The 20,281-nt window shown below is 42.4% G+C and carries 20 protein-coding genes and 2 tRNA genes; 10 read left to right on the top strand and 12 right to left on the bottom strand.

Features of this window, described 5'->3' with window-relative positions; genetic code table 11:
• The first annotated feature begins 1 nt into the window (after nucleotide 1).
• Nucleotides 2-79 (top strand) — tRNA-Val (locus QZR76_RS09585).
• Nucleotides 80-124: 45 nt separating this feature from the next.
• Here QZR76_RS09585 and QZR76_RS09580 read toward each other — a convergent pair.
• From QZR76_RS09580 to QZR76_RS09570, 3 genes are all read right to left on the bottom strand, one after another.
• Nucleotides 125-2,848 carry a hypothetical protein gene (locus tag QZR76_RS09580; RefSeq protein WP_294142596.1) on the bottom strand — a complete coding sequence of 908 codons (2,724 nt, stop codon included), beginning with the start codon at nucleotides 2,846-2,848 and terminating at the stop codon, nucleotides 125-127.
• Between the two features lie 29 nt (nucleotides 2,849-2,877).
• On the bottom strand, nucleotides 2,878-3,366 hold the full coding sequence (locus QZR76_RS09575) for a hypothetical protein (RefSeq protein WP_294142595.1): 489 nt from the start codon (nucleotides 3,364-3,366) through the stop codon (nucleotides 2,878-2,880).
• Nucleotides 3,367-3,819: 453 nt separating this feature from the next.
• Entirely contained in the window at nucleotides 3,820-5,268 is a 1,449-nt protein-coding gene (locus tag QZR76_RS09570; RefSeq protein WP_294142594.1) for an amino acid permease, read from the bottom strand.
• 355 nt (nucleotides 5,269-5,623) lie between these two features.
• Between QZR76_RS09570 and QZR76_RS09565 the strand changes: the two genes are divergently transcribed.
• Nucleotides 5,624-6,892 (top strand): carboxymuconolactone decarboxylase family protein, encoded by a 1,269-nt coding sequence (locus QZR76_RS09565; protein WP_294142593.1) that lies wholly within the window; start codon nucleotides 5,624-5,626, stop codon nucleotides 6,890-6,892.
• Nucleotides 6,893-7,153: 261 nt separating this feature from the next.
• On the opposite strand, the gene QZR76_RS09560 is transcribed toward QZR76_RS09565, so the two are convergent.
• Together QZR76_RS09560 and QZR76_RS09555 are read right to left on the bottom strand one after the other, a co-directional pair.
• Nucleotides 7,154-8,452: a M18 family aminopeptidase gene (locus QZR76_RS09560; RefSeq protein WP_294142591.1), complete on the bottom strand. Its 1,299-nt coding sequence runs from the start codon at nucleotides 8,450-8,452 to the stop codon at nucleotides 7,154-7,156.
• 15 nt (nucleotides 8,453-8,467) lie between these two features.
• Entirely contained in the window at nucleotides 8,468-9,319 is an 852-nt protein-coding gene (locus QZR76_RS09555) for a 3'(2'),5'-bisphosphate nucleotidase CysQ (RefSeq protein ID WP_294142589.1), read from the bottom strand.
• Nucleotides 9,320-9,724: 405 nt separating this feature from the next.
• Here QZR76_RS09555 and folB point away from each other — a divergent pair, with 405 nt between their 5' ends.
• Both folB and QZR76_RS09545 read left to right on the top strand, forming a co-directional pair.
• Nucleotides 9,725-10,078 carry a dihydroneopterin aldolase gene (folB, locus tag QZR76_RS09550; protein WP_294142587.1) on the top strand — a complete coding sequence of 118 codons (354 nt, stop codon included), beginning with the start codon at nucleotides 9,725-9,727 and terminating at the stop codon, nucleotides 10,076-10,078.
• Nucleotides 10,079-10,141: 63 nt separating this feature from the next.
• Nucleotides 10,142-10,212, top strand: a tRNA-Cys gene (locus QZR76_RS09545).
• Nucleotides 10,213-10,279: 67 nt separating this feature from the next.
• Here QZR76_RS09545 and QZR76_RS09540 read toward each other — a convergent pair.
• The 3 genes from QZR76_RS09540 to QZR76_RS09535 form a co-directional block, all read right to left on the bottom strand.
• Nucleotides 10,280-11,011 (bottom strand): ion transporter, encoded by a 732-nt coding sequence (locus tag QZR76_RS09540; protein ID WP_294142584.1) that lies wholly within the window; start codon nucleotides 11,009-11,011, stop codon nucleotides 10,280-10,282.
• 474 nt (nucleotides 11,012-11,485) lie between these two features.
• A complete protein-coding gene (locus tag QZR76_RS14080; RefSeq protein ID WP_363664902.1) occupies nucleotides 11,486-11,560 on the bottom strand; it encodes a LytTR family transcriptional regulator DNA-binding domain-containing protein in 75 nt (24 codons plus the stop codon).
• Nucleotides 11,561-11,816: 256 nt separating this feature from the next.
• Nucleotides 11,817-12,689 carry a hypothetical protein gene (locus QZR76_RS09535; protein WP_294142582.1) on the bottom strand — a complete coding sequence of 291 codons (873 nt, stop codon included), beginning with the start codon at nucleotides 12,687-12,689 and terminating at the stop codon, nucleotides 11,817-11,819.
• A gap of 426 nt (nucleotides 12,690-13,115) precedes the next feature.
• Between QZR76_RS09535 and QZR76_RS09530 the strand changes: the two genes are divergently transcribed.
• The 3 genes from QZR76_RS09530 to QZR76_RS09520 all read left to right on the top strand — a co-directional run bounded on the left by QZR76_RS09530 (nucleotide 13,116) and on the right by QZR76_RS09520 (nucleotide 15,320).
• The gene (locus QZR76_RS09530; RefSeq protein WP_294142580.1) at nucleotides 13,116-13,529 is read left to right on the top strand and encodes a hypothetical protein; all 414 of its coding nucleotides are present in this window, start codon (nucleotides 13,116-13,118) and stop codon (nucleotides 13,527-13,529) included.
• Between the two features lie 232 nt (nucleotides 13,530-13,761).
• Nucleotides 13,762-14,061 carry a hypothetical protein gene (locus QZR76_RS09525; RefSeq protein WP_294142578.1) on the top strand — a complete coding sequence of 100 codons (300 nt, stop codon included), beginning with the start codon at nucleotides 13,762-13,764 and terminating at the stop codon, nucleotides 14,059-14,061.
• 44 nt (nucleotides 14,062-14,105) lie between these two features.
• Entirely contained in the window at nucleotides 14,106-15,320 is a 1,215-nt protein-coding gene (locus QZR76_RS09520; protein WP_294142577.1) for a sodium ion-translocating decarboxylase subunit beta, read from the top strand.
• A gap of 49 nt (nucleotides 15,321-15,369) precedes the next feature.
• Here the strand turns inward: QZR76_RS09520 and QZR76_RS09515 are convergent, their stop codons facing one another.
• Together QZR76_RS09515 and QZR76_RS09510 are read right to left on the bottom strand one after the other, a co-directional pair.
• Nucleotides 15,370-16,017, bottom strand: a complete 648-nt coding sequence (locus QZR76_RS09515) for a CatA-like O-acetyltransferase (protein WP_294142576.1) — start codon at nucleotides 16,015-16,017, stop codon at nucleotides 15,370-15,372.
• Nucleotides 16,018-16,043: 26 nt separating this feature from the next.
• A complete protein-coding gene (locus tag QZR76_RS09510) occupies nucleotides 16,044-17,885 on the bottom strand; it encodes an LTA synthase family protein (protein ID WP_294142575.1) in 1,842 nt (613 codons plus the stop codon).
• A 359-nt stretch (nucleotides 17,886-18,244) separates the two neighbouring features.
• Between QZR76_RS09510 and QZR76_RS09505 the strand changes: the two genes are divergently transcribed.
• A complete protein-coding gene (locus tag QZR76_RS09505; protein ID WP_294142574.1) occupies nucleotides 18,245-18,394 on the top strand; it encodes a hypothetical protein in 150 nt (49 codons plus the stop codon).
• Nucleotides 18,395-18,399: 5 nt separating this feature from the next.
• Here the strand turns inward: QZR76_RS09505 and QZR76_RS09500 are convergent, their stop codons facing one another.
• Complete coding sequence (locus QZR76_RS09500) at nucleotides 18,400-18,846, bottom strand: DoxX family protein (protein WP_294142573.1); 447 nt, start codon at nucleotides 18,844-18,846, stop codon at nucleotides 18,400-18,402.
• A gap of 115 nt (nucleotides 18,847-18,961) precedes the next feature.
• Here QZR76_RS09500 and QZR76_RS09495 point away from each other — a divergent pair, with 115 nt between their 5' ends.
• Nucleotides 18,962-19,234 carry a LysO family transporter gene (locus QZR76_RS09495; protein ID WP_294142571.1) on the top strand — a complete coding sequence of 91 codons (273 nt, stop codon included), beginning with the start codon at nucleotides 18,962-18,964 and terminating at the stop codon, nucleotides 19,232-19,234.
• A 14-nt stretch (nucleotides 19,235-19,248) separates the two neighbouring features.
• Nucleotides 19,249-19,851, top strand: coding sequence for a lysine exporter LysO family protein (locus QZR76_RS09490; RefSeq protein ID WP_294142569.1), 603 nt, complete (start codon nucleotides 19,249-19,251; stop codon nucleotides 19,849-19,851).
• On the opposite strand, the gene QZR76_RS09485 is transcribed toward QZR76_RS09490, so the two are convergent.
• Nucleotides 19,825-20,184: an STN domain-containing protein gene (locus QZR76_RS09485; RefSeq protein ID WP_294142567.1), complete on the bottom strand. Its 360-nt coding sequence runs from the start codon at nucleotides 20,182-20,184 to the stop codon at nucleotides 19,825-19,827. The two genes, QZR76_RS09490 and QZR76_RS09485, sit on opposite strands and share 27 nt — an antisense overlap.
• Between the last annotated feature and the right edge of the window lie 97 nt (nucleotides 20,185-20,281).

Genomic DNA, 20,281 nt, shown 5'->3' with positions numbered 1-20,281 from the left:
CGGGCGCTTAGCTCAGTTGGTTCAGAGCATCTGGTTTACACCCAGAGGGTCGGGGGTTCGACTCCCTCAGCGCCCACCAAAAAAGAGGTTCCAAAAGAGCCTCTTTTTTTATTGTAGATTGACATTACTCGACTCTAACCCATTTCACGGCATCCGCGTACAGGTATTGATGTCGATCGACGCCCTTCCCGCGCAGGGTAACCCTTGCCTTCCCGGCGGGAAAGCGATACCTCCCGAGCGATGCCCAACCGTCTTCCGCGTGCAACAGGTCGAGATCGACCTCTTTCACGCCACCGGCATGGACAAAGCGGTATCTTTGTACCGGGTTTCTTTTTTTCTTCCCGCGACTGTAAAAAGATCTCGAGTTGTTATCGTCTGCACGAGACTTATTGTTATAAACAAACAACTCGTACGCCCCGGCCTCCGGCAAGTCTACCTCCCACTCGACATCGGAATCTCCTTTCCCGGACTTTTTCTCTAAATAACTTCTGGAAAGTTCCCCGTACGCCCCGTTACTACTCATCCAACTCCAACGTGTATTTTTATAACTCGTTTGCCGGCGCAACTTCTGCACGGTCCGGCTATTCTCCACGACCCGGCAACCCGGGTCATCGTTATCCACGACATACACTCCCGATTCCGGGGCAAAAGCGAGGGTATCCGCGTCAAAAAATCCGTCTACAGGTTCTTTAATCCTACCTTTTTTAGCAAAAGGCTCAAAAGCATAATGCGAAGGAACATTCTGAGACCCGTTTGTCTCTACCATGATTGTCCAACGATCACTCGGTCCCTCGAAATAAACCTTGATCTCCTTGCAGGCTCCCGCCGGAACAAGATAATGACGTCCTTCCTCGACATACCTGCGTCTTATCGAGAGGATTCCACGACATTTTCCTTTATTCCACGCTTTTATACTGAACACGAAACCCTCCTTTCCTCCCGGGGCTTCCACGTCGTCCACCCGGGCATCCCTGAAATAGTACGCGGGCAAACCTCGCTCGCGATACAGTTCACGGGTCAGATTCAAGAGGGATACGCCAAATTCTTTCTCTAACTCCCCGCAATACTCCTCGTAACTAAAGCCCCGGAACACGTGCCTTTGCATAAACCCCGTGTTAAAACGTTCCAATTCCTCGCGGGAAACACTACATAAAATATACTTTAAAAAATTGTACCCCTTGGAAAGTAGCACACGTTTCACGCCCACTTCATTATCCGGGGCGTGCAGCGCATCTTCCAGGCTCCGGTTTAAAAGATACCGAGCCGCCAGAGAGCGACCACCACCCCAATTGACAAAATCCGTGTCAAACCCCTCTTGCATATAGTGAAACAAAAGATTGATCCCAGCGAACTCGGGGGAGTACACGCTATAGTGATACTTTTGCAATAAATAAGAAATATCACCTTCATTTTTCTCACTTTTCCCGCTTCTCCCGCTTTTCCCGGTCAATTGATTAAAAAACACGTTTCCCGCCAGAGGGTATCGTGTATTATGAACAAGCTCGCGCATATACATTTCCAAAAACTCGTGTGCCGGGGTATTGCCTATATTGAGAACGCTTTCCACCCGAAAAGCCTGCCAGAATAACGCCTCCCTTTCCGGGCGAAAGATGATTTCCGGTTGCACCCGCTCGCTATTGGTTTTCCAATCCCGCCCGTGAGCGCAAAAATGAACAGGCGTCTCCACGAGACACAGTTTATCGAAAGCGTACGTTACCTTGTTATCTTTCGACCTGTACCTGCACATGCCTTCCCAGTAGTCGACAGCCTCTTCCGCGGTTATCTCCTCTGGAACGAGGTATTCATGACCCTTGAACAAAAAGAGTTCATACAAAACGCCGTTTATCCGAGCGCTCTTCCGGGTATAATCGCCCGCGCAAAGCGTTAAACCGGGCAAGGCAACCTTGTTCACGAAACGAATACAATCTCCTTCCCTCGTCTCCTCCCCCTGGGAGATCACCGCTCTCGAGCGTTCCCCTTTTACCCGTAACGTGAAACGAGTGTAATCCTGACCCGACAGGTAGGGCGAATCGACGTTAACAGGGGGTATACTCGAGGGATACCACAAGCATTCTGGCGTGAGCAAGGTGTAGTCCGGTTGAAGGTAAAAGTAGTTTTGTCCCGTGTTGTACATGTAATAACGGCGAGTCATCGCAAGAGAATCGATATTGACGACTTCCGCGTAACAAACTGCCGGGGAGATCGAGCCCCCGTACTCCATTTCTACCCGTCTCGTTTCTCCCGCTTCCATTGATAACGGGACAATCAAAACCTGTCGCTCCCGACGAAAGGGTAAAACCTCCCCGCCCGTGGTTAATTTCACGACCTCCAACCCCGGGTTTAAATACAAGACAACGGAATCGATCTTCCGGTTATGAATATTCTGCAAGTTTAGCTTGCTACACGCCGAGTAGGCGTATCCCTCCTGCTTGAACTCGATATCATGATCGGTAACACTAACCCGGGGAACGCCCTCGTACCTGGCAAACGTTTCCCGAACCGCCTCCCGCTCCTGATCCCGGCGGATGAAATGACCCGCATAAAAGCCCGAGAGGACAACACCCAGCGCCAGTAACCATAATCCCGGCCGACCGGCCGAGAAATTACTTCTCGTCCCGGGAGGAAGCCGGTGAACGAAAGTCACTCCCAGCATGATTAACCCGCACCCGTAGGCTAAAAAAGAGGCCCGTTGCGACAGGTAAACCCCAAGACCCGCGAATCCCGTGACGTCCGAGAAGGTGTTGGGCAACGTGATGGCCAGCACGTCGAACACCCCGTGAAAGAGTTCACGGCCAAAATCCAAAAAGAAATACAACAAGCCGAGCAATAAAACGCAAGACAAGGCCATGTTACCCGCCATTCCTTTAATGCCCGTCGTCAATCCCGTGAAAAAAAGAGTAACGGGCAAGTCAACGTGAAAAAATAAAAAACATAAGGATAAAGAGCGAAAGGAGAGTCGCTCGAGAACAAGTGAATTAATATCGCCACCACCCCCAGGAAAAAACTCAGGAAAAGCATTAAAATTAAAAACCCCGCCGTTTTACCGCACGTCAGTTCCAGGTTTGAAAACGGGCGTGCCGACAGGGCCGCGTTAGCTCCCTCCACGCGACTTTTACGCTGAAAATTACCGGCAAAAAAAACGATCTCGATAAACAGGAACGCGTTTACCAGGCAAGCGTTCGTGTAAGGGATGGCCGAGGGTAACGACACGGTAACCCATTCCGGTTCCACCAGGTTACTTTGCGTGATCACGTGAAGAAAAATCACGATCAGCACCACAAGTGCCGTGACCATTTTAAAACTCCACTCTCTCGAGATCGCTTTTATCTCGTAAAAGGCTATCAAACTAACATTCCTGGTATTCATATCTATAATCCCGACAAGGTGTTTAACATCAAAACGAATCAATTATCACGACAATATTGTAATCAAAATTTTACAATAATATCATTCAATTTGCAAATATAGTATAATAATGACAATATATTGCAATATATTTCACGATTATAATATAAAATTCAGTTTACACCTCGATATTGAAGTTTATTGAAAACCACGCAGGAATCAGAAAAAACCACACAGGACTAAATCACGAAATAAAATATTAATAATCAGATATTTAAAATTATAGCACCGAAGAAACACACGCGTAAACCTATAATCCAATATAGACAAATTACCGTTCGGGCCCCAGGCCATCCCGACCTGTTTTTGATCGATTCGCGAGGGATCGTCAAAATGAAAAACCGAAGGTTTTAACCCGATTCCACGCGAACAATCACGAAAAGAATAAACGGAGCTTAAAAGCTCCGTTTAATATCAAGATTTTTGTTTTCGTTTATCCATGGCGAAACTGATGATAAAAGGTATGGCGAAAAAGACCACGGTTCCGGTAACGACCAATCCCGTATAGAATGCCGGACTTCCGACAGGCAGCTGCGACGGGGGAAAAAACGTAACGGCAAAAGAGAAAAGAACGGCAAGGAAACCGATTCCCGCTATCAGCCACATTCCCAGGTTACCTCCCGGAATCCTGTAATTTCTCGGTAAATCGGGTTGAGTATATCTCAATCTTATCCCCGAGGCATACATCATCATGTACATCAACAAGTACAGGCCAATCGTCAAGGCACTCAACAAGAAGAAGGCCACACTAACATCGTCCATAATCATATATAGTGATGACAAGACGGTAACAATACATCCTTGTATAATTAAAATATGAATCTGTATTCCGTTCTTGTTCGTCTTTTGCATAAAATTCGGCAGTTGCCCGTCCCGGGCCGTCCACAATAACCCCCGGCTGGGACCGGATATCCAAGACATGACTCCGGCCAAAGCCCCGAAAGCAACCAATAGTCCCATCACGTTCGTCAACCAACCGACGTGATAATGATTAAACAATTCTTGAAATGTCACCAACAAACCGGCCTGCAAATTAATCTGGTCATAAGGAGTTACAACGGCCACGGCCAAAGAGCCGAAAGTAAACAAAGCAAAAGAGATCAATGCGGCTAAAAACATCGCGGCGGGAAATTGCTTTTGGGGATTTTTCATCTCCTGGGCATGCACGGCATGTACTTCCACCCCGGCGAACAAAAGTAAGATCCCGGCTAAAAAAGCGATATCGCTCATTCCCGTGATATGAGGAAATAAACGCGGATGCACATGGTGTGCGGTATCTACGTTGACAACCTGGCTTACCGCGGAAGGTATATGCTCGAAAGATACCGGATTATTTCCGATAATCCAGATAACGGCCATCACAATAATTACGACACCCGGCAGTACCGTTCCCAACAAGAACCCCTGACTGGTTATCCGGGAAACGATAGAAGTTCCTTTAAGAGTTACCCAAGTGGCAAACCAATACATGACGATGGAAAACAAACCGACAAACATACCGTTCTGTGCCAGATCGGGTCTTCCGATCATATAAGCAATGGAAGCAGCCGCAAATCCCAACACAGTCGGGTACCAAACCACATTCTGTATCCATTGTAAAAAGATAGCCGCAAATCCCATCCTCCGGTTAAAAGCTTCCTTTACCCAGGTGTAAACTCCTCCGCCTTTATCCGCAAAAGCACTTCCCAACTCCGCACCCACTAAGGCCGCCGGAATAAGGAACAGAAAAGTGGCAAAAAATATATAAAAAAACATGGTCAGCTCTTCTTGAGCCATCATGGGTAACCCCCGCAAACTAATCACGGCAGCTGCAGTCATCAATGCCAATTGCCATGTGGAAATATTCCTTTTCCGTTTTTCCATAACAAACAATTTTAAGTTAAATATAGTTTAGACTCCTGTTATCACATAATAACGTAATGACAACTATTTTGTTTACCTTTCTTCTGTTAATAAATATCGCTCTCCTGAAAACGAAACCCTTTCCAAAGCAAAAACTTTTTAATTCTATTATACAGTAGCACCCAAATACCTCTTCCGACAAAACCGACTACAACCGGGATAGAGGTAAAATATCCCCGCACGGGACACAGCCTGTAATTTAGGTACGAAAAAACGTAATTCATCTATCGCACAGCTGAAAGAGATCACATAATTTTGTAATACAACATTGAAAATAAAAGCATTAACGGATCATATTTTCTTAAAATCAAATCACATGAAACAAAAAATAATAATAGCGATTGCAGCGTTACTACTCGGCGCAGGCAATTCGCTTAACGCACAAAATCAGAAGAGTATGAAAGGAAAAGAAGAACCCAGCAACGTCAGTGCATTTCCGGCAGGAAAAGAAAATACCGGATATGCACAATATTTTACAGGAAAATCGTGGTTGGCACCGTTAACCGCCAACAAAGAGTTGAATGTACCGATATCCAATGTCACCTTCGAACCGGGCTGCCGCAATAACTGGCACAGCCATACCGGCGGACAAATACTGATCGCCGTGGGCGGCAGAGGATATTATCAGGAAAAAGGAAAACCGGCCCGTGAACTGCTACCAGGTGATGTGGTTGAAATCGCTCCCCACGTGATACATTGGCACGGAGCAGCCCCCGACAGCTGGTTTTCACATCTGGCAATCGAATGCAATCCGCAGACCAACAAAAATACATGGCTCGGTCCGGTGGACGATGAACAGTATGCTGATGCCACCGCGAAAGCAATAGCGATATGCCGTCTTTCGGATAACGCCAAACGTAATCTCGAAGCCTGGCAGGCAGGAAACGAACTTTACATGTCCGATCCCGAATTGGCAGAAGTGTTCGGTAATTTCGCTTTCGACGAAACACAGAAATACGGAAATCTGGATACGCGTACCCGAATTCTGGTTACGATGGGTTCGGCCATCGCTTTGCAAACCGAAGGTGCATACCGGATGCTGCTGGATGCGGCATTGAACAACGGAATCAGTGCGGTCGAAATCAAGGAGGTCATTTTCCAGGCTATCCCTTATATCGGTTTTGCAAAAGCATATGATTTTATAGGGATAACCAACAAGAGCCTGACGGCAAAAGGCATAAAACTACCGTTGGAACCACAATCGACAACTTCACCTGAAACCCGGCAGGAGAAAGGATTGGCATTACAAAAGTCTATCTTCGGCGACCATATCGACAAGATGTACGAGACCTCGCCCCGGAATCAGCTGCACATCCAGTATGCCCTCTCGGGGAACTGTTTCGGAGACTACCAGACCCGAAAAGGATTGGACGTGAAAACCCGGGAGTTGTTGACCTTCTCGATGCTCATATCACAAGGTGGTTGTGAGCCGCAGGTAAAAAGCCATATCCAAGGGAACGTAAATGTAGGCAACGGTAAAGAGACCCTATTAGCCGTAGTTACACAGCTATTGCCCTATATCGGTTACCCGCGTACACTAAATGCAATCGCTTGTCTGAACGAGGTAATACCTGAAAACAAATAACCATCATCGCTTTAGACCAAGAAAAATCTCTTTTCTTCTCGCACTATGATCCCGCTACGGTCAACTTCCTATTAAACTACAAAATAGACGGATAGTATTCTTTTCATTAAAATAAGCATCGGAAACAACCGGGCTACACCAAAATCCCCGGGAATAATTATTTCCCGGGGATTTTCATGTAAAGTTCTTTTAAAAAAAAATCAACAGAGATAGCCCATCCTCTACCTGTTACTCCCTGCTTCCTTTCTTCAATATACGCTCTTATATATTATAGAATGTCGTAAATGCCTTAATCACGTACGAATGATCCATCACACCTCCGGTCTCCCGTACCGAATGCATCCCCCACATCGGATTGCCGATATCGACACCTCTCATCTCCATCTGGGAAAGCAATATATTGCCTAAAGTAGATCCCCCCGCCATATCCGAGTGATTCACGAACTTCTGACAGGGCACGTCTGCCATTTTACAAATAGTCTCGAAAACAGCCGCAGAATCACCATCCGTCACGTATTTTTGATTGGCATTAAACTTTATGACAGGTCCGCCGTTGATCACCGGATGATTTGTCGGATCATGCTTCTCTACATAATTCGGATGAAGAGCATGTGCCATATCGGCAGAAATCATAAATGAATTATGGATAGCCCGGTACAGGTCTTCCGGAGTTCCACCCAACCCGAAAACGATCCGTTCAACGATCGTCCTCAAAATAGGAGAACCGGCACCCTGCTTCGTTCCGCTACCCACCTCTTCATTATCAAAGATAGCCAACACTTTGGTCTTCGAACACTTCTCTGAAGCCAAAAAAGCCTTTAAACCGGCATGAGCCATTGCCAAATCGTCTAATTTACCGCAAGATATAAATTCTTCATTGACTCCTACCAAGCAGCCTTTCTGATACTCGTAAAGGGTTAAATCGAAATCAAGGATCTCCTCTTTATCCACATTCATCTCCTCGGCTATCAATTTCAACAAATAGTTATCCTTTTCAAACGTATCATTAATCATCCCTATCACGGGCAACATATCCTTCTGTTTACTTAACGGGTTGCCCTGATCGTTCACGGCACGATTAAAATGAATGGCAATATGCGGAATAATCAATACGGGACGTTTAAAGTTCACAAATTGAGTCGCGGGTTTCAACGGATTTAAACTCCGGAGCATCACCCTTCCGGCCATAGACAACGGACGATCAAACCAAGTATACATGATCGGTCCCCCGTATACCTCCGTATTCAATTTCAAATATTTTCCGGCTACAGGCATTTCAGCATTCGGCTTTATTCTGAATGTCGGAGAATCACTGTGAGCACACACCAATTTAAATCCCTCCTCCGCAATCTCTCCACTACCTATTTCAAAAGCAAAAAGAGAAGAGTGATTTTTCGTTACAAAATATCTTCCTCCTTTTTCGATATGCCACGATTCACCTGAAAACAATTGCTTAAAACCATGATTCAACAACTCCTTTTTAGCGTTAAGCACCACATGAAAATTGGTCGGACTCTCATGTATAAATTCAATTAATTCTTTTGCTACCTGTTTTTCCATTTTATCCTATTTTTATTATTTATTTCCCGACTTATCCCCCAACTGAAAATCATAAAAACGAGTGTCTCCCGCCATAATCAAATCATGAATCCGTTTACTAAACATAATAAACGGAGGGCTCAATATATTCTCTTTATTATACATCAAATTTCTCCCGGTTTCCATATTCATCACCATCCCTCCGGAAGCTTCGACAATAGCATGCCCGGCAGCCGTGTCCCACTCCGAGCATTTTCCGAATTTAGGGCATATATCCATTTCCCCCTTAGCAATCATGACCTGCTTCAAAGAAGCCCCGAACGGAAACAATTCGACTTCATACCCCAAACCCTTCAGATAATCGATATACTGAAATTCGTTTTCCGTCATATTAAACCGACTGACCGCAATTTTCAATTTATTACCTCCGGCCACAGAAGTTTTTAACTTTCCAACCCCTTCTTCATTTTTTATTCCACACTCAACATCCACACCTCCCCACACCAATTCCCCATCTTTCACGTTATTTATCATTCCAAACACGGGAACTCCATCCTCCACTAATGCAATATTCACACAAAATCTCCCGTTCCGGTAAATAAACTCCTTCGTACCGTCCAAGGGATCAACCATCCATAAGTCCCGCCATTCGGAACGGATCTTATAATCAGACAAAGGAACTTCCTCGCTCACGATCGGGACACCAGGAAAAAGCTTTTGCAAAGACAATACAATATACTCACTTGATATCTTATCGGCTTCCGTCAATGGCGTCAAATCACTCTTCAACTCCACAGAAAAAGCCTGCTTATTATATATATCTAATATTAAATGCCCCGCCTCTTCTGCAATCTCCTGGATTCCAGTTATTTTACTTCCTATTACCATAACATAATCTTATAACAAACGGTTTTATAAACTTACGAATAATATTAATTACATCCATCACAATATATCATTTAATTAACAAAAAATCAATCCAATTTACACAGCACAATTAACATTTCACTATATATCAACAAGATGGCTATTATTGGGCCAAAAAACACAAAAATTAAGCCCAGAATATTAAACAAGATTAACTATGCATATAATATTTATTAACAATAAATATTACACCATAATGGAGATTGGCATTACCTTTGTAGTGTCTTTAAGAGATTGAAGATTTTTCATAAGTTTGTATGGTTTAGGTTAGTAGTTAGTAATGTAATCTTAAGAGTCGACGTCCTGTCGACTCTTTTGTATTTAAAAAGGAGTAAAGTTATCACTTTTTTTTGAAAGTAAATGTACATGGAAGGAATAATTGAAATCGAAGGAATGGAATTTTTTGCTTATCATGGCTGTTACGAAACGGAACGTAGTGTAGGCAACAAATTTACGGTTTATGCTAAAATCATGGCAGATTGTGAAAAAGCGGCCGCAAGCGACAACATCAACGATGCCCTTAATTATTTTTCGGCTTATGAAATTATTGCCCGCGAAATGATGATCCCGTCCCATCTGCTGGAACATGTCGCCAAACGGATCATCGATGCCCTTTATCAAGCTTTTCCCGAAATCAAAAACGTCACGATTAAAGTATCCAAATTAAATCCTCCCTTAGGAGGAAAAATCGCTGCAACCAGCGTGACGCTATCAAAATAATTGCGGACAAGATTTGTATATTCCAAATAAACCCCTTATCTTTGCCACGCAAAATCGCAAAAGGGTCGGTTGGCCGAGCGGTTAGGCAGCGGTCTGCAAAACCGTGTACAGCAGTTCAAATCTGCTACCGACCTCTATCAAAAGCTCTGGAACCTCAAAAAGCTAATGGTTTCGGAGCTTTTAATTTTTTGAAACAGACATTTACTTCTTCCCGTTTCGTAATTCATCAAGATAGCTCGCCGTAATAATACCCGATGGCAAAGCAATGATTGCTACTCCAAATAACGAAGAGAACATACTTACACACCTGCCAATATCTGTAACAGGACATAAATCCCCATATCCGACAGTTGTCAATGTCACAGTTGCCCAGTACAATGCATCAAAAAAAGATTGAAATGTTGGCTCCCCTGTTACTGGATTTACATGTGGCTCTATGTTGAACATAATTAAAGCCGTTAGAAAAATATAGAACAAAGCAATAAAGAGTACAGAAAAAAGAACAGATTTTTCTTTCCGGAGCACTCGCATGAGCATCGAAATCTTATCGGAATATCGGAGAAATTTAAAAATCCTTAATATCTTGAAGAGCCGGGAAATACGAAAAATCTTAAAACTCGATCCGATAGCATTCAAACACGGAAGAATGGATAGCAAATCGACAATTGCCATTGGTGTAAAAGGATATAACAAGAATGACCAGCCTTTATAATTAAGCTTATAATCAGCTGTAATCCATCTTAAGATATAATCCGATACGAAAACCACAAATGTTACGATTTCAATATATCTGAAAATCGGAAAGTCTTCGATAAAAATTAACGGAACAATACTCAAGAGTATAAAAACCAACATCATTAGGTCGTATACCCGGCTAAGCGTATTGTGCTGATTATCTTTTTCAATAATACCAAATAATTTTTTCCTATTCATGCTAACATCATTTTATACTTTTACAATCTGTTATCAGCTGCTCTCCCGAGAGCTTTTATATATTTTTTTACTGATAGCCTCTCGAAAAACGTATTTCTCAAATACATTCATACAACTTTAAAAATTATTCGTGAAAAAAAACACGTTGGAAACAGTTGCCGTTTAAAATAAATCCTTTAATAACAAATCTTTGAATACCATATACCCATATCCAAAATTCATTTTTTATTATTTACCACAGTAAACAAAGATAATCATTGAACTTTGGAATAACTCCATTTCACGACAATTTTTCTCAACGACAGAGACCATAACCAAACATGCTATCACCTCATTTCCGGGAGGAACAACCTCTTCACGGATCATTTACTGATCAGATTTTTGTAGACTACGATATGGAGAAGGTCTTTTACCCTTTAAGCCGCCACGGGTAGCTCCTGTCCATTGACAAAAACCCGATTATCCGAAATGAAGTCAATACGTATTGATGTTTGCAAGATAAGAACGATGTGTTCTGAAAAACGAATGTTGGGGAAGTATCTCTTTTATCTACATATCATTTTTTTCAAATCATTCATTCACAAAAAATACAAAGCGGCAAATTGCAAAGACATCAAGTCGGGTATCGAATCACGATCCCAACGAATAACCCGTCAGGAAAATCTGCTACAGACCTTAAGGAATCAGTCATTTACAAAATGGCTAATTCTATTTATTGAAGGTTTTTAATTTTACTCCTTCTAAACCGCAATCTCCCGAGTTTAGATAATTGATTACCTAACATTCCCTTCCCCTATAAACATATTTATGATTCTCCTTGAGGAATCCACGCCGCAATTGCCGCATCTTTCACGACGGGTAAAGTCATCCATATAATTTCACTGGATCCGTCTGCCCACCAAGGCATATTGAATGTCAAAATAATCCCTGTATCTTTGTTACCAATGCGTTGTCTTTTGTGAACGATATCCCCGCAAGGTAACGCATTATCTGTCAAACGATCGTATCTTCTTATAAAATACTTACGAATAGGAACACCCAGCAAAGTCTTAATCGCACTTTGAGAAACCGTCACCGGGTTCTGCTGATAGTCCAATACACTCCATGTATTATCCTTCAGTACAAGTAGATAAACAGGATTTCGAGGCCGGGGATCGGCACTGGGATAATAAATAGAATTATCAATCTCTATGATAGCATCATACACAGGTGGAACTGCTTTCTGAAGCGGACGATACACCCAATTCGCATGTCCCGGTATAAATCTCATACGTTTAGGAACATACCCCCATTTCCCGTTTTCTTTATACATATACCCCTCAACTGCGGCATAAAAATCTTCAAAAGGTCCCAAAACTTCTCCCGAAACGATAGCATCCCGACTCTTCTTATATCGAAGATAAATATACCTCTTATCATCACTTTTAATCGTGTAAACTTGTCCGTATACCACGCCGAAATTTCGTCGAAGGTCATAAGCATCTCCCTCTATTCCATTATAAGGAACTTTGTCCAATATAACAGAATTTCCCTGATTCAACTTTAATATATAGTCTGTTCCGTCTTTCGTACCGATAAACATATTAGGCCATCGCTCCAGTACCGTTATATGGTCATATATAATTGGAACATAAAGAGTAGTCGTTGTCCCCTGTTCGTTTGTTACATTTCTCTCCACTCCAACAAGGGTTTTATCATCTTTTGTTTTTTTACATACATAAAATATGCTCTACTCCCATCAGTATAATCACAAGCTATACGCTCCGTCTTTGTACAAGCATACAACATACAACAGCTTACTAACAATATCAGAGAGCAATCTGCTCTCGTGATATTTATTTTACTATACAAATCCATAATTTCTATTTTAAATTCATTTTAGTTTTGTTTAGATGCCAGCTATTTATAGAAATAACATTTTCAAAACAATAAAACATAAAATAATCTACAGAATTATTAAAAAAGTAAACAAAACATGTGTTTGCTCAAAAGAAATATATAGAGATACAGATTAAAGCGGAATTTTTTTTAACCGAAAAATAATTTTATTTATCGCATTTAATTAAAACATCGTAATGGATTTATTTTCTATCTTTGCACCGTTATGAGAAGGTATTTGACGGGCATATTTTTATCTGTCATTTTTGTACTCGGATTTAGCGGGATCAAGGATGTAGCAGCACAGATGTCTCAAGCGGAGGTATCTGTAAAATCATCGAATACCCGAACTGACACGAACAGCGTAGGTTCTATCGATTCGGAAAACAAAATCGCTCTGGCAAACGAATATATCTTTGACGCTTTTTACCTGAGAAGTTGTGATATGCCGGTTGCTGCATCCTCCGTACCGAGAGTATTAAATTTTTCTAAGAATCTAAGGTCTTCGACCATACAAATCCTTTCCTCCCTGAGTACCCCTCTGCTTGCAAGGGATTCCAAAAACCTGTATTTTCATTACTGTTTCGTAAAATTTTCATATAGATACTTCATCTACACCTTAAGACGAATACGGATTTAGCGGACACTTCTTATTATAATACAGGCATGGATTCGGTATGTCCATGACGTATTTCTATTGGCTTTATTTTCCTAAAAATTAAATGAACTTACATTCGAAACAGGATAGTAGTGATTTAATCTTTAAAAGAACAAAATAAAGTTTCAATTTATATGTCCGTAACGAGCAGGATTGCTCCGGGACCGATTATTTATTAAACAAACAATCTATTATATTTTAAATTCAACGTGTTATGTCAAATTTATTGTTATCTACCTTAGCCATGATGGGTATGACTTTCATCATTGGTTTTTTTGTTGCCGGTGTAATAAAAATTATTGCCAACTGGGCTGATTTTCTTGATTTCTATCAGTTACACCGGGAAGAACTTTTGAATATAAAAAAAGCACATAAATTACAACATCATACGATTCTATCGGAAAACGCTTCTCTGCAAAGAGGCAAAGCATTTCAAGGGGAATACAGAAAATTGTCCCATCGGGTAAACGATACGATCAATAATTTAAAACCCCGAAAAAGAGTCACTGCTTAAATCGTTTTCGACTAAAAAAGAATATTGTATGTTAGCTATATCTTATGGAAAATATTGATATATACAGCTTATTCCAAGGAATTGGGACCATGGCGGCAAGCGGTTGGTTTTTGGCAACAGCCCGTATTGTTCTGGTAATTTTAGGATTTATATTAATTTATTTAGGCTGGAAAGGCATTTTAGAACCAATGATCATGATTCCAATGGGGTTAGGCATGATCGCCATTAATTGTGGTACTTTGATGATGCCGGGGGGAGGTTTGGGAAACCTCTTCCTCGACCCCATGATTACGGACACCGATGAGCTGATGAACGTGATGCAAATCGATTTTCTTCAACCGATTTACACGCTCACCTTCAGTAACGGTTTGATTGCCTGTTTCGTCTTCATGGGAATAGGGACACTATTGGATGTAGGTTACCTGCTCCAAAGACCTTTTGTCAGTATCTTTTTAGCGTTATGTGCGGAATTGGGAACATTCCTAACGGTTCCGATCGCCTCCGCCATGGGACTGACATTAAAAGAGAGTGCCTCAGTAGCCATGGTCGGAGGAGCCGACGGTCCTATGGTTCTATTTACCTCTCTGGTATTGGCCAAACACCTGTTCGTACCGATTACGGTTGTCGCTTATCTCTATTTAGGATTAACCTACGGGGGATATCCGTACTTGGTAAAATTATTGATTCCCCAACGCCTGAGAGCGATAAAAATGACAACAACAAAACCGGTAAAGACCTATTCGTCTAAGGTAAAACTGGCTTTTGCCGTTATCCTATGCGCCGTATTATGCTTCTTGTTTCCGGTTGCCTCTCCGCTCTTTTTCTCCCTGTTTATCGGAGTCGCTATCCGGGAATCGAACATGAAACATGTATACGACTTTGTCAGCGGCCCGTTATTATACGGTTCTACCTTCATGTTAGGAATGCTGTTAGGTGTTTTATGCGATGCGCATCTATTACTGGATCCCATCATATTAAAACTGCTGATACTAAGTGTTGCCGCCTTGTTGCTATCCGGGATCGGAGGTATCGCGGGAGGATATATCATGTATTTTCTTAAAAAAGGAAATTTCAACCCGGTAATCGGTATCGCTGCCGTCAGCTGCGTCCCGACAACAGCCAAAGTAGCCCAAAAAATAGTAAGCAAAGAGAATCCCGATTCCTTCGTGCTTAGCGATGCATTAGGTGCAAACATCTCGGGTGTCATTACCTCGGCCATTATCGCCGGGATCTATACGACCATTATCCCCTTGTTATAACGGATCAGGATCAAAAAAGGACTACATTGAAAGTAGTCCTTTTTTATCATTACCGGGCTAATTTCTCCTCTATTTTCTCAAAAAACCGCGATAAATGTTCGCCATCGACAAAGGCATGGTCTACGTATACGGAGAAAGGCATAATCGTTTGTTTACCACGCTGTATCACTTTACCCATAGTACTCAGGGGGTGAGTACACCCGTTCCCCGCTTCACAAACGGTATAGGTAATCGAGGTGAAATACATCTTGGGAACAGCACTCAAGTGTATAACATCGTAATCGCCTTTGGCGTACAGTTCTTTTTCCACGCCGTAAGGGTCTCCGTCCGGGGAAACCCGGGAAATGAGTTCCCGTGCCTTGGTTTGGAAACTGTCGAAATCCGGATCGTAGGGAATTCTGACGGTAACGAATGTTTTCCCGGGAACCGCTATCGGGGTGATGATATCGACCGTGTCGTGCAGAACCACCTGCCCGTTCCTGTCGACGCGATAACGTAATGCCTCGACTTCGTTTGCGGCACACAGTACGGCATGAAGGTAACGCAGAAAGAACGATGTCCCGGCACTTTTCGCCGCGACGAAAGCTTCCGTACAGTCCAGCTCGGTCGTTACCGAATACCAAGAACTCACGTATGAACGGAAGAAATTGAAATTATCCAGGCGTTCCCATGTTTCCAAATCCACCAAATGCTTCATGCTTTTTGTATTTTATAAAAAACCTCTTATTCCGTCCATTTATCTACCGGATTATACCGGAAATAATCACAACGGATCATCAAATCGGAAATCTTCCATGCCTCCTTAGCCCATTCGATCTCGTTTTCCGGCACGTCGGCGACATCCCCGTAAACCTGCATTTGAGGGCTTACCGCGAAAGCCTTTTTATCCGGATCCAGAATACTCCGTCCCAGACCCGTCCACGAACAATTTTGTACCCCTAACAGATCCAATAAGGTCGGATACATATCGATTTGCCCCATCACTTTATCGTAACGCATGCCGACCGGAGAGTTCACCACGATAAAAGGCACATAAGGCTCCGAAGAAACTACCCCCTTACCCCTCTCGGAACAGCACAAAGCTCCCCGGCTATTAGCCAACCCTTCGTGATCCCCCGTGATGACGATCAACGTCTTATCAAATTTTCTTTGAGAGCGTAAAAAAGCGACAAAACTCCCAATCGCCCGGTCCGTGTAATTCGCCATGGTCATGTAATCGTTCATCCTCTTGGGAATCTTATCGGAAAAGGAAATTTTCTTTAGCTCTTCCGGTAGGATAAAAGGATTATGCCCGGAATAGGTGACACATTGAAGAAATACAAATGCCGAATCCGGCCATAATTCCGGAGAAGAGATCTTCTCTCCGCATTGACGTAGAAAGGAGAGATCCCCTAATTTTTTTCGCGGTCCGACTTTCTCATCCAAAACGAAACTACGTTTCGAAATCAAAGAATCGAAGCCTAAGGCCGGACAAATCACCTTCTGATTCCAGACAATCTCTTTATCGACCATCATTCCGTAAACTTTCGCCTTTTCCGCGTTCTTGAGATATTTCAAAAAAGAAGGATAGAGAGTGCGGGGAAATTTCGTGCTGTAAGAGCCGCTTCCGATAGGCAATAAACCGGAATACAACAGCAGTTGGGCATCTATCGAGCGGCCGCCTTTTACTTGCGTGAGCACCTTGGGAGCGTAAAGTGTCGATTCCTCTTTCAACAAGGCATTCATACAAGGGGTGATCTCCACTCCTTCCACCGTCTTTTCCAGCACCCAGCTCTCCAACGATTCCGCGAGAATCAATATACAACCGTTACGCTCTTCCAATTGAAAAGGTAACGTTTTATGGTGCGGATGACGTTTTAACCAAGCTTCGATCTGTTGTTTTATTTCGGGCGTATAGGTGATTTTTTCCAGCAGATGATCGTAATAAAGGGAACCGAAAACGGTATATATCGGAGTATCACAAGTATGTTTATTGGCTCCCTGTAAAGATTCGTAGGCCGCCTTAAAACCGCCTTTCGACCACATAAAAGCACCCGTCAAAAAGGTTACGATCAGAATCAACAGGAAATAATGCCCGGCTCGTTGCCACCTCTTCCAAGCGGGGACGACAACTTTTCTTTGTTTATACTTTTTATAATATAAAATTGCAGCCAAAAGAGTAGAAAGCGGAAAAATCGCGTCGATCCAGTAGATCGAATCGTACACACTCGCAGTAAAGTCTTTTAGGTTACCGATAAGTCCGTAACTATCCAAGGGTATCGCCGTGAAATAGGTCCTGAAATACATTAAATTGGTAATAAATAACATATCCAGTAAAAAAGCGATAAGAAGAGTCCATTTTACAGCACGAAAACAAAATAGCGGGATAAGGAAAATAAGGGTAAACCAAAGTTTATTCAAATACCCTTCCAAAAAAGAAAATGAGGTAAACGTGGTCAGCGACGACCAGATCAGATCAAATAAAATAAACTTAAAATAAATACAAACAAAAAATAGTAGATACGCTTGCCGATTCACACTTTCTGGGAAAAAATAATTTTTCACCTTATCAAAAAACACTTTCATACAGCTATTTCACCTCATAATAATCCGGGGAACAAAGATAAAATTGTTAAGCTAAAAAAACATCATTTTTATTTTTTATTTTTTTACCGGCAAAAAAACTCTTTTTATCCGACAATCAAGCAAGCGAGTAAGAATACACAGTATAGGCGAATATCAACTCCAAATAAAGGCAGTCAAACAATGCCATTCCGTCGCCTATACCTGCCAAAATCGAGTGCAAATTAATGACTTACAAAACATATTCATTGCGTCAACATTGTACTATTGTGATTATCTTTGTTCGGGATCAAATATAATGGTCGATTTTGGGAACCCATCACCGAATTTTTCGTTTGATAACAAAATCAAAATAGACAAATATGAAAAAGAAAAGCTATAAAATCTGGCAAGTTATCGGCATCATCATCGCTATTGTTTTATTGATATATTGGTTGTTGGCCGTAACCGTCTTAGAGGAAGACGAAAACGTGATCCCCGTATTGAACGGTACCGAACAGACACCTCTCTAAACAGATCAATCACTTGTGTCCCGGATGTTCACATTCCAATGCTTGGAAATCAGGATATCCAGGGCATAACGCCCTCCTCCGGTAAAAAAGAGTACCACATAAATGCCCAAATAGAGCAGAGGTAACTCTTTGGCCTGAAAAGGATCACCGCCGTGCACGATAAAAATGACGACAAGCATGGAAAATATCAAGGGTAAGGTGGCTAACCGGGTAAATGCCCCTAATATCAACAACACGGAGCAACCGATTTCCGCGCTAATGATCAATAGTAGGGACAAAGAGCTTCCTAAACCGATCGGATCAGGGAAGGTAGCCGACAACTCTCCGAAAGAGAGCAATTTAGCAACGCCATGCGTCATCATGGTTACTCCGACCAAAAAACGCAGTAACAAAAGAATCATATCCGGGAAACGATGTTCCGAAGACAGGGTACGAGCAATTATTTTTTTCATAGTAGATTGTTTTTATTTCTTAAACGTAAGGAATAGGGCAAAGTTACAAAACCCTTTTCACAAGCCCTATCAATTGAAAAATTAATCGTACTTTTGCCGCAAAGAACAAGAAGTTATGATTATTGTTATCGGGTTAATGGCATGTGGTATTGTCATCGGATATATCTTCCGGGAAAGAAATCTGAAATTCGTGCATAAAGGGATCAATTATGCCATCTTTCTACTATTGTTTTTATTAGGAATAAGTGTCGGGGCCAACGACGATATCATGAATAACTTAGAGACAATCGGGTACGATGCATTACTAATCACCATGGGAGCCGTGACAGGGAGCGTATTGTGCGCGTGGGCCGTCTATAAATTCTTTTTTACCACCACTTCTAAATAGAGGATTCGACAAATATGAAAGGAAGTATAACCATCGTTGCATTTTTTCTGGCGGGCATCCTGATCGCCCGCTTTATCGATATTCCTACTTCTGTCACGGGGGACGATCTTACGGTCTACGCCCTCTACCTACTCATGTTTTTAGTAGGAATCAGCATCGGAAGCGATAAAAAAGCATTACAAGCGCTAAAACAACAGGATCTGAAACTCGTACTCGTTCCGTTGGCCACAATTTTGGGAACCCTTGTCGGTTCCGTCCTGATCAGCTTCGCGTTGCAGGGCAGAAGTATAACGGATTGTTTAGCCGTAGGATCCGGTTTCGGCTATTACTCCCTCTCTTCCATCTTTATCACCCAATACAAAGGTGCGGAATTGGGCACGATTGCTTTGGTTTCCAATATCATGCGGGAGCTTATCGCTTTATTAGCCGCCCCTCTTTTGGTCCGCTACTTCGGGAAGTTGGCCCCCATATCGGTCGGAGGAGCCACGACCGCGGATACCACATTACCGATCATCACCAAGTTTAGCGGAAAAGAGTTCGTCATCATCTCTATCGTTCACGGGATCACGGTGGATTTAAGCGTACCTTTTTTAGTCACGTTTTTTTGTACAATCTGATCCCTGTTTAGGCTTAATAAGTAGCAGATTACGCTTCACGCGATAAGTGTATTGCGTCTCCCGTAAGCATTGTTTCAAAGCCCTTTTCACGGAAACCTCTTTAAAGCTCCCGGAAATCAAAGGGACCTGTTTTATCTCTTCGTCACAATACAAAAAACGAACTCCCGTCTCTTCCTGAAAAAATTCCAACACCTCCGTCATCGGGGTATTAAAAAACTCGACACTCACCCGCTGTTCCGTCTCCCAATAGCGAAAAGACAAGAACGCCCCCGACAATACAACTCCCGTCAACAAAACAAAATACATCATCTTTTTACTTACAACTTCCTTCATATTTTTAGTCACACATTTAAAATACCCAAAAAGCATTTATCCACCGGAATAAATCCTTCCAACACCATCCTCCCCGATATTCCCATTTTTAAACACT

Source organism: uncultured Sanguibacteroides sp. (genome assembly GCF_900543425.1).
GTDB lineage: Bacteria > Bacteroidota > Bacteroidia > Bacteroidales > Marinifilaceae > Gabonibacter.
The sequence above is the reverse complement of the archived record's forward strand: the minus strand, read 5'-3'. Positions and strand labels throughout refer to the sequence as shown.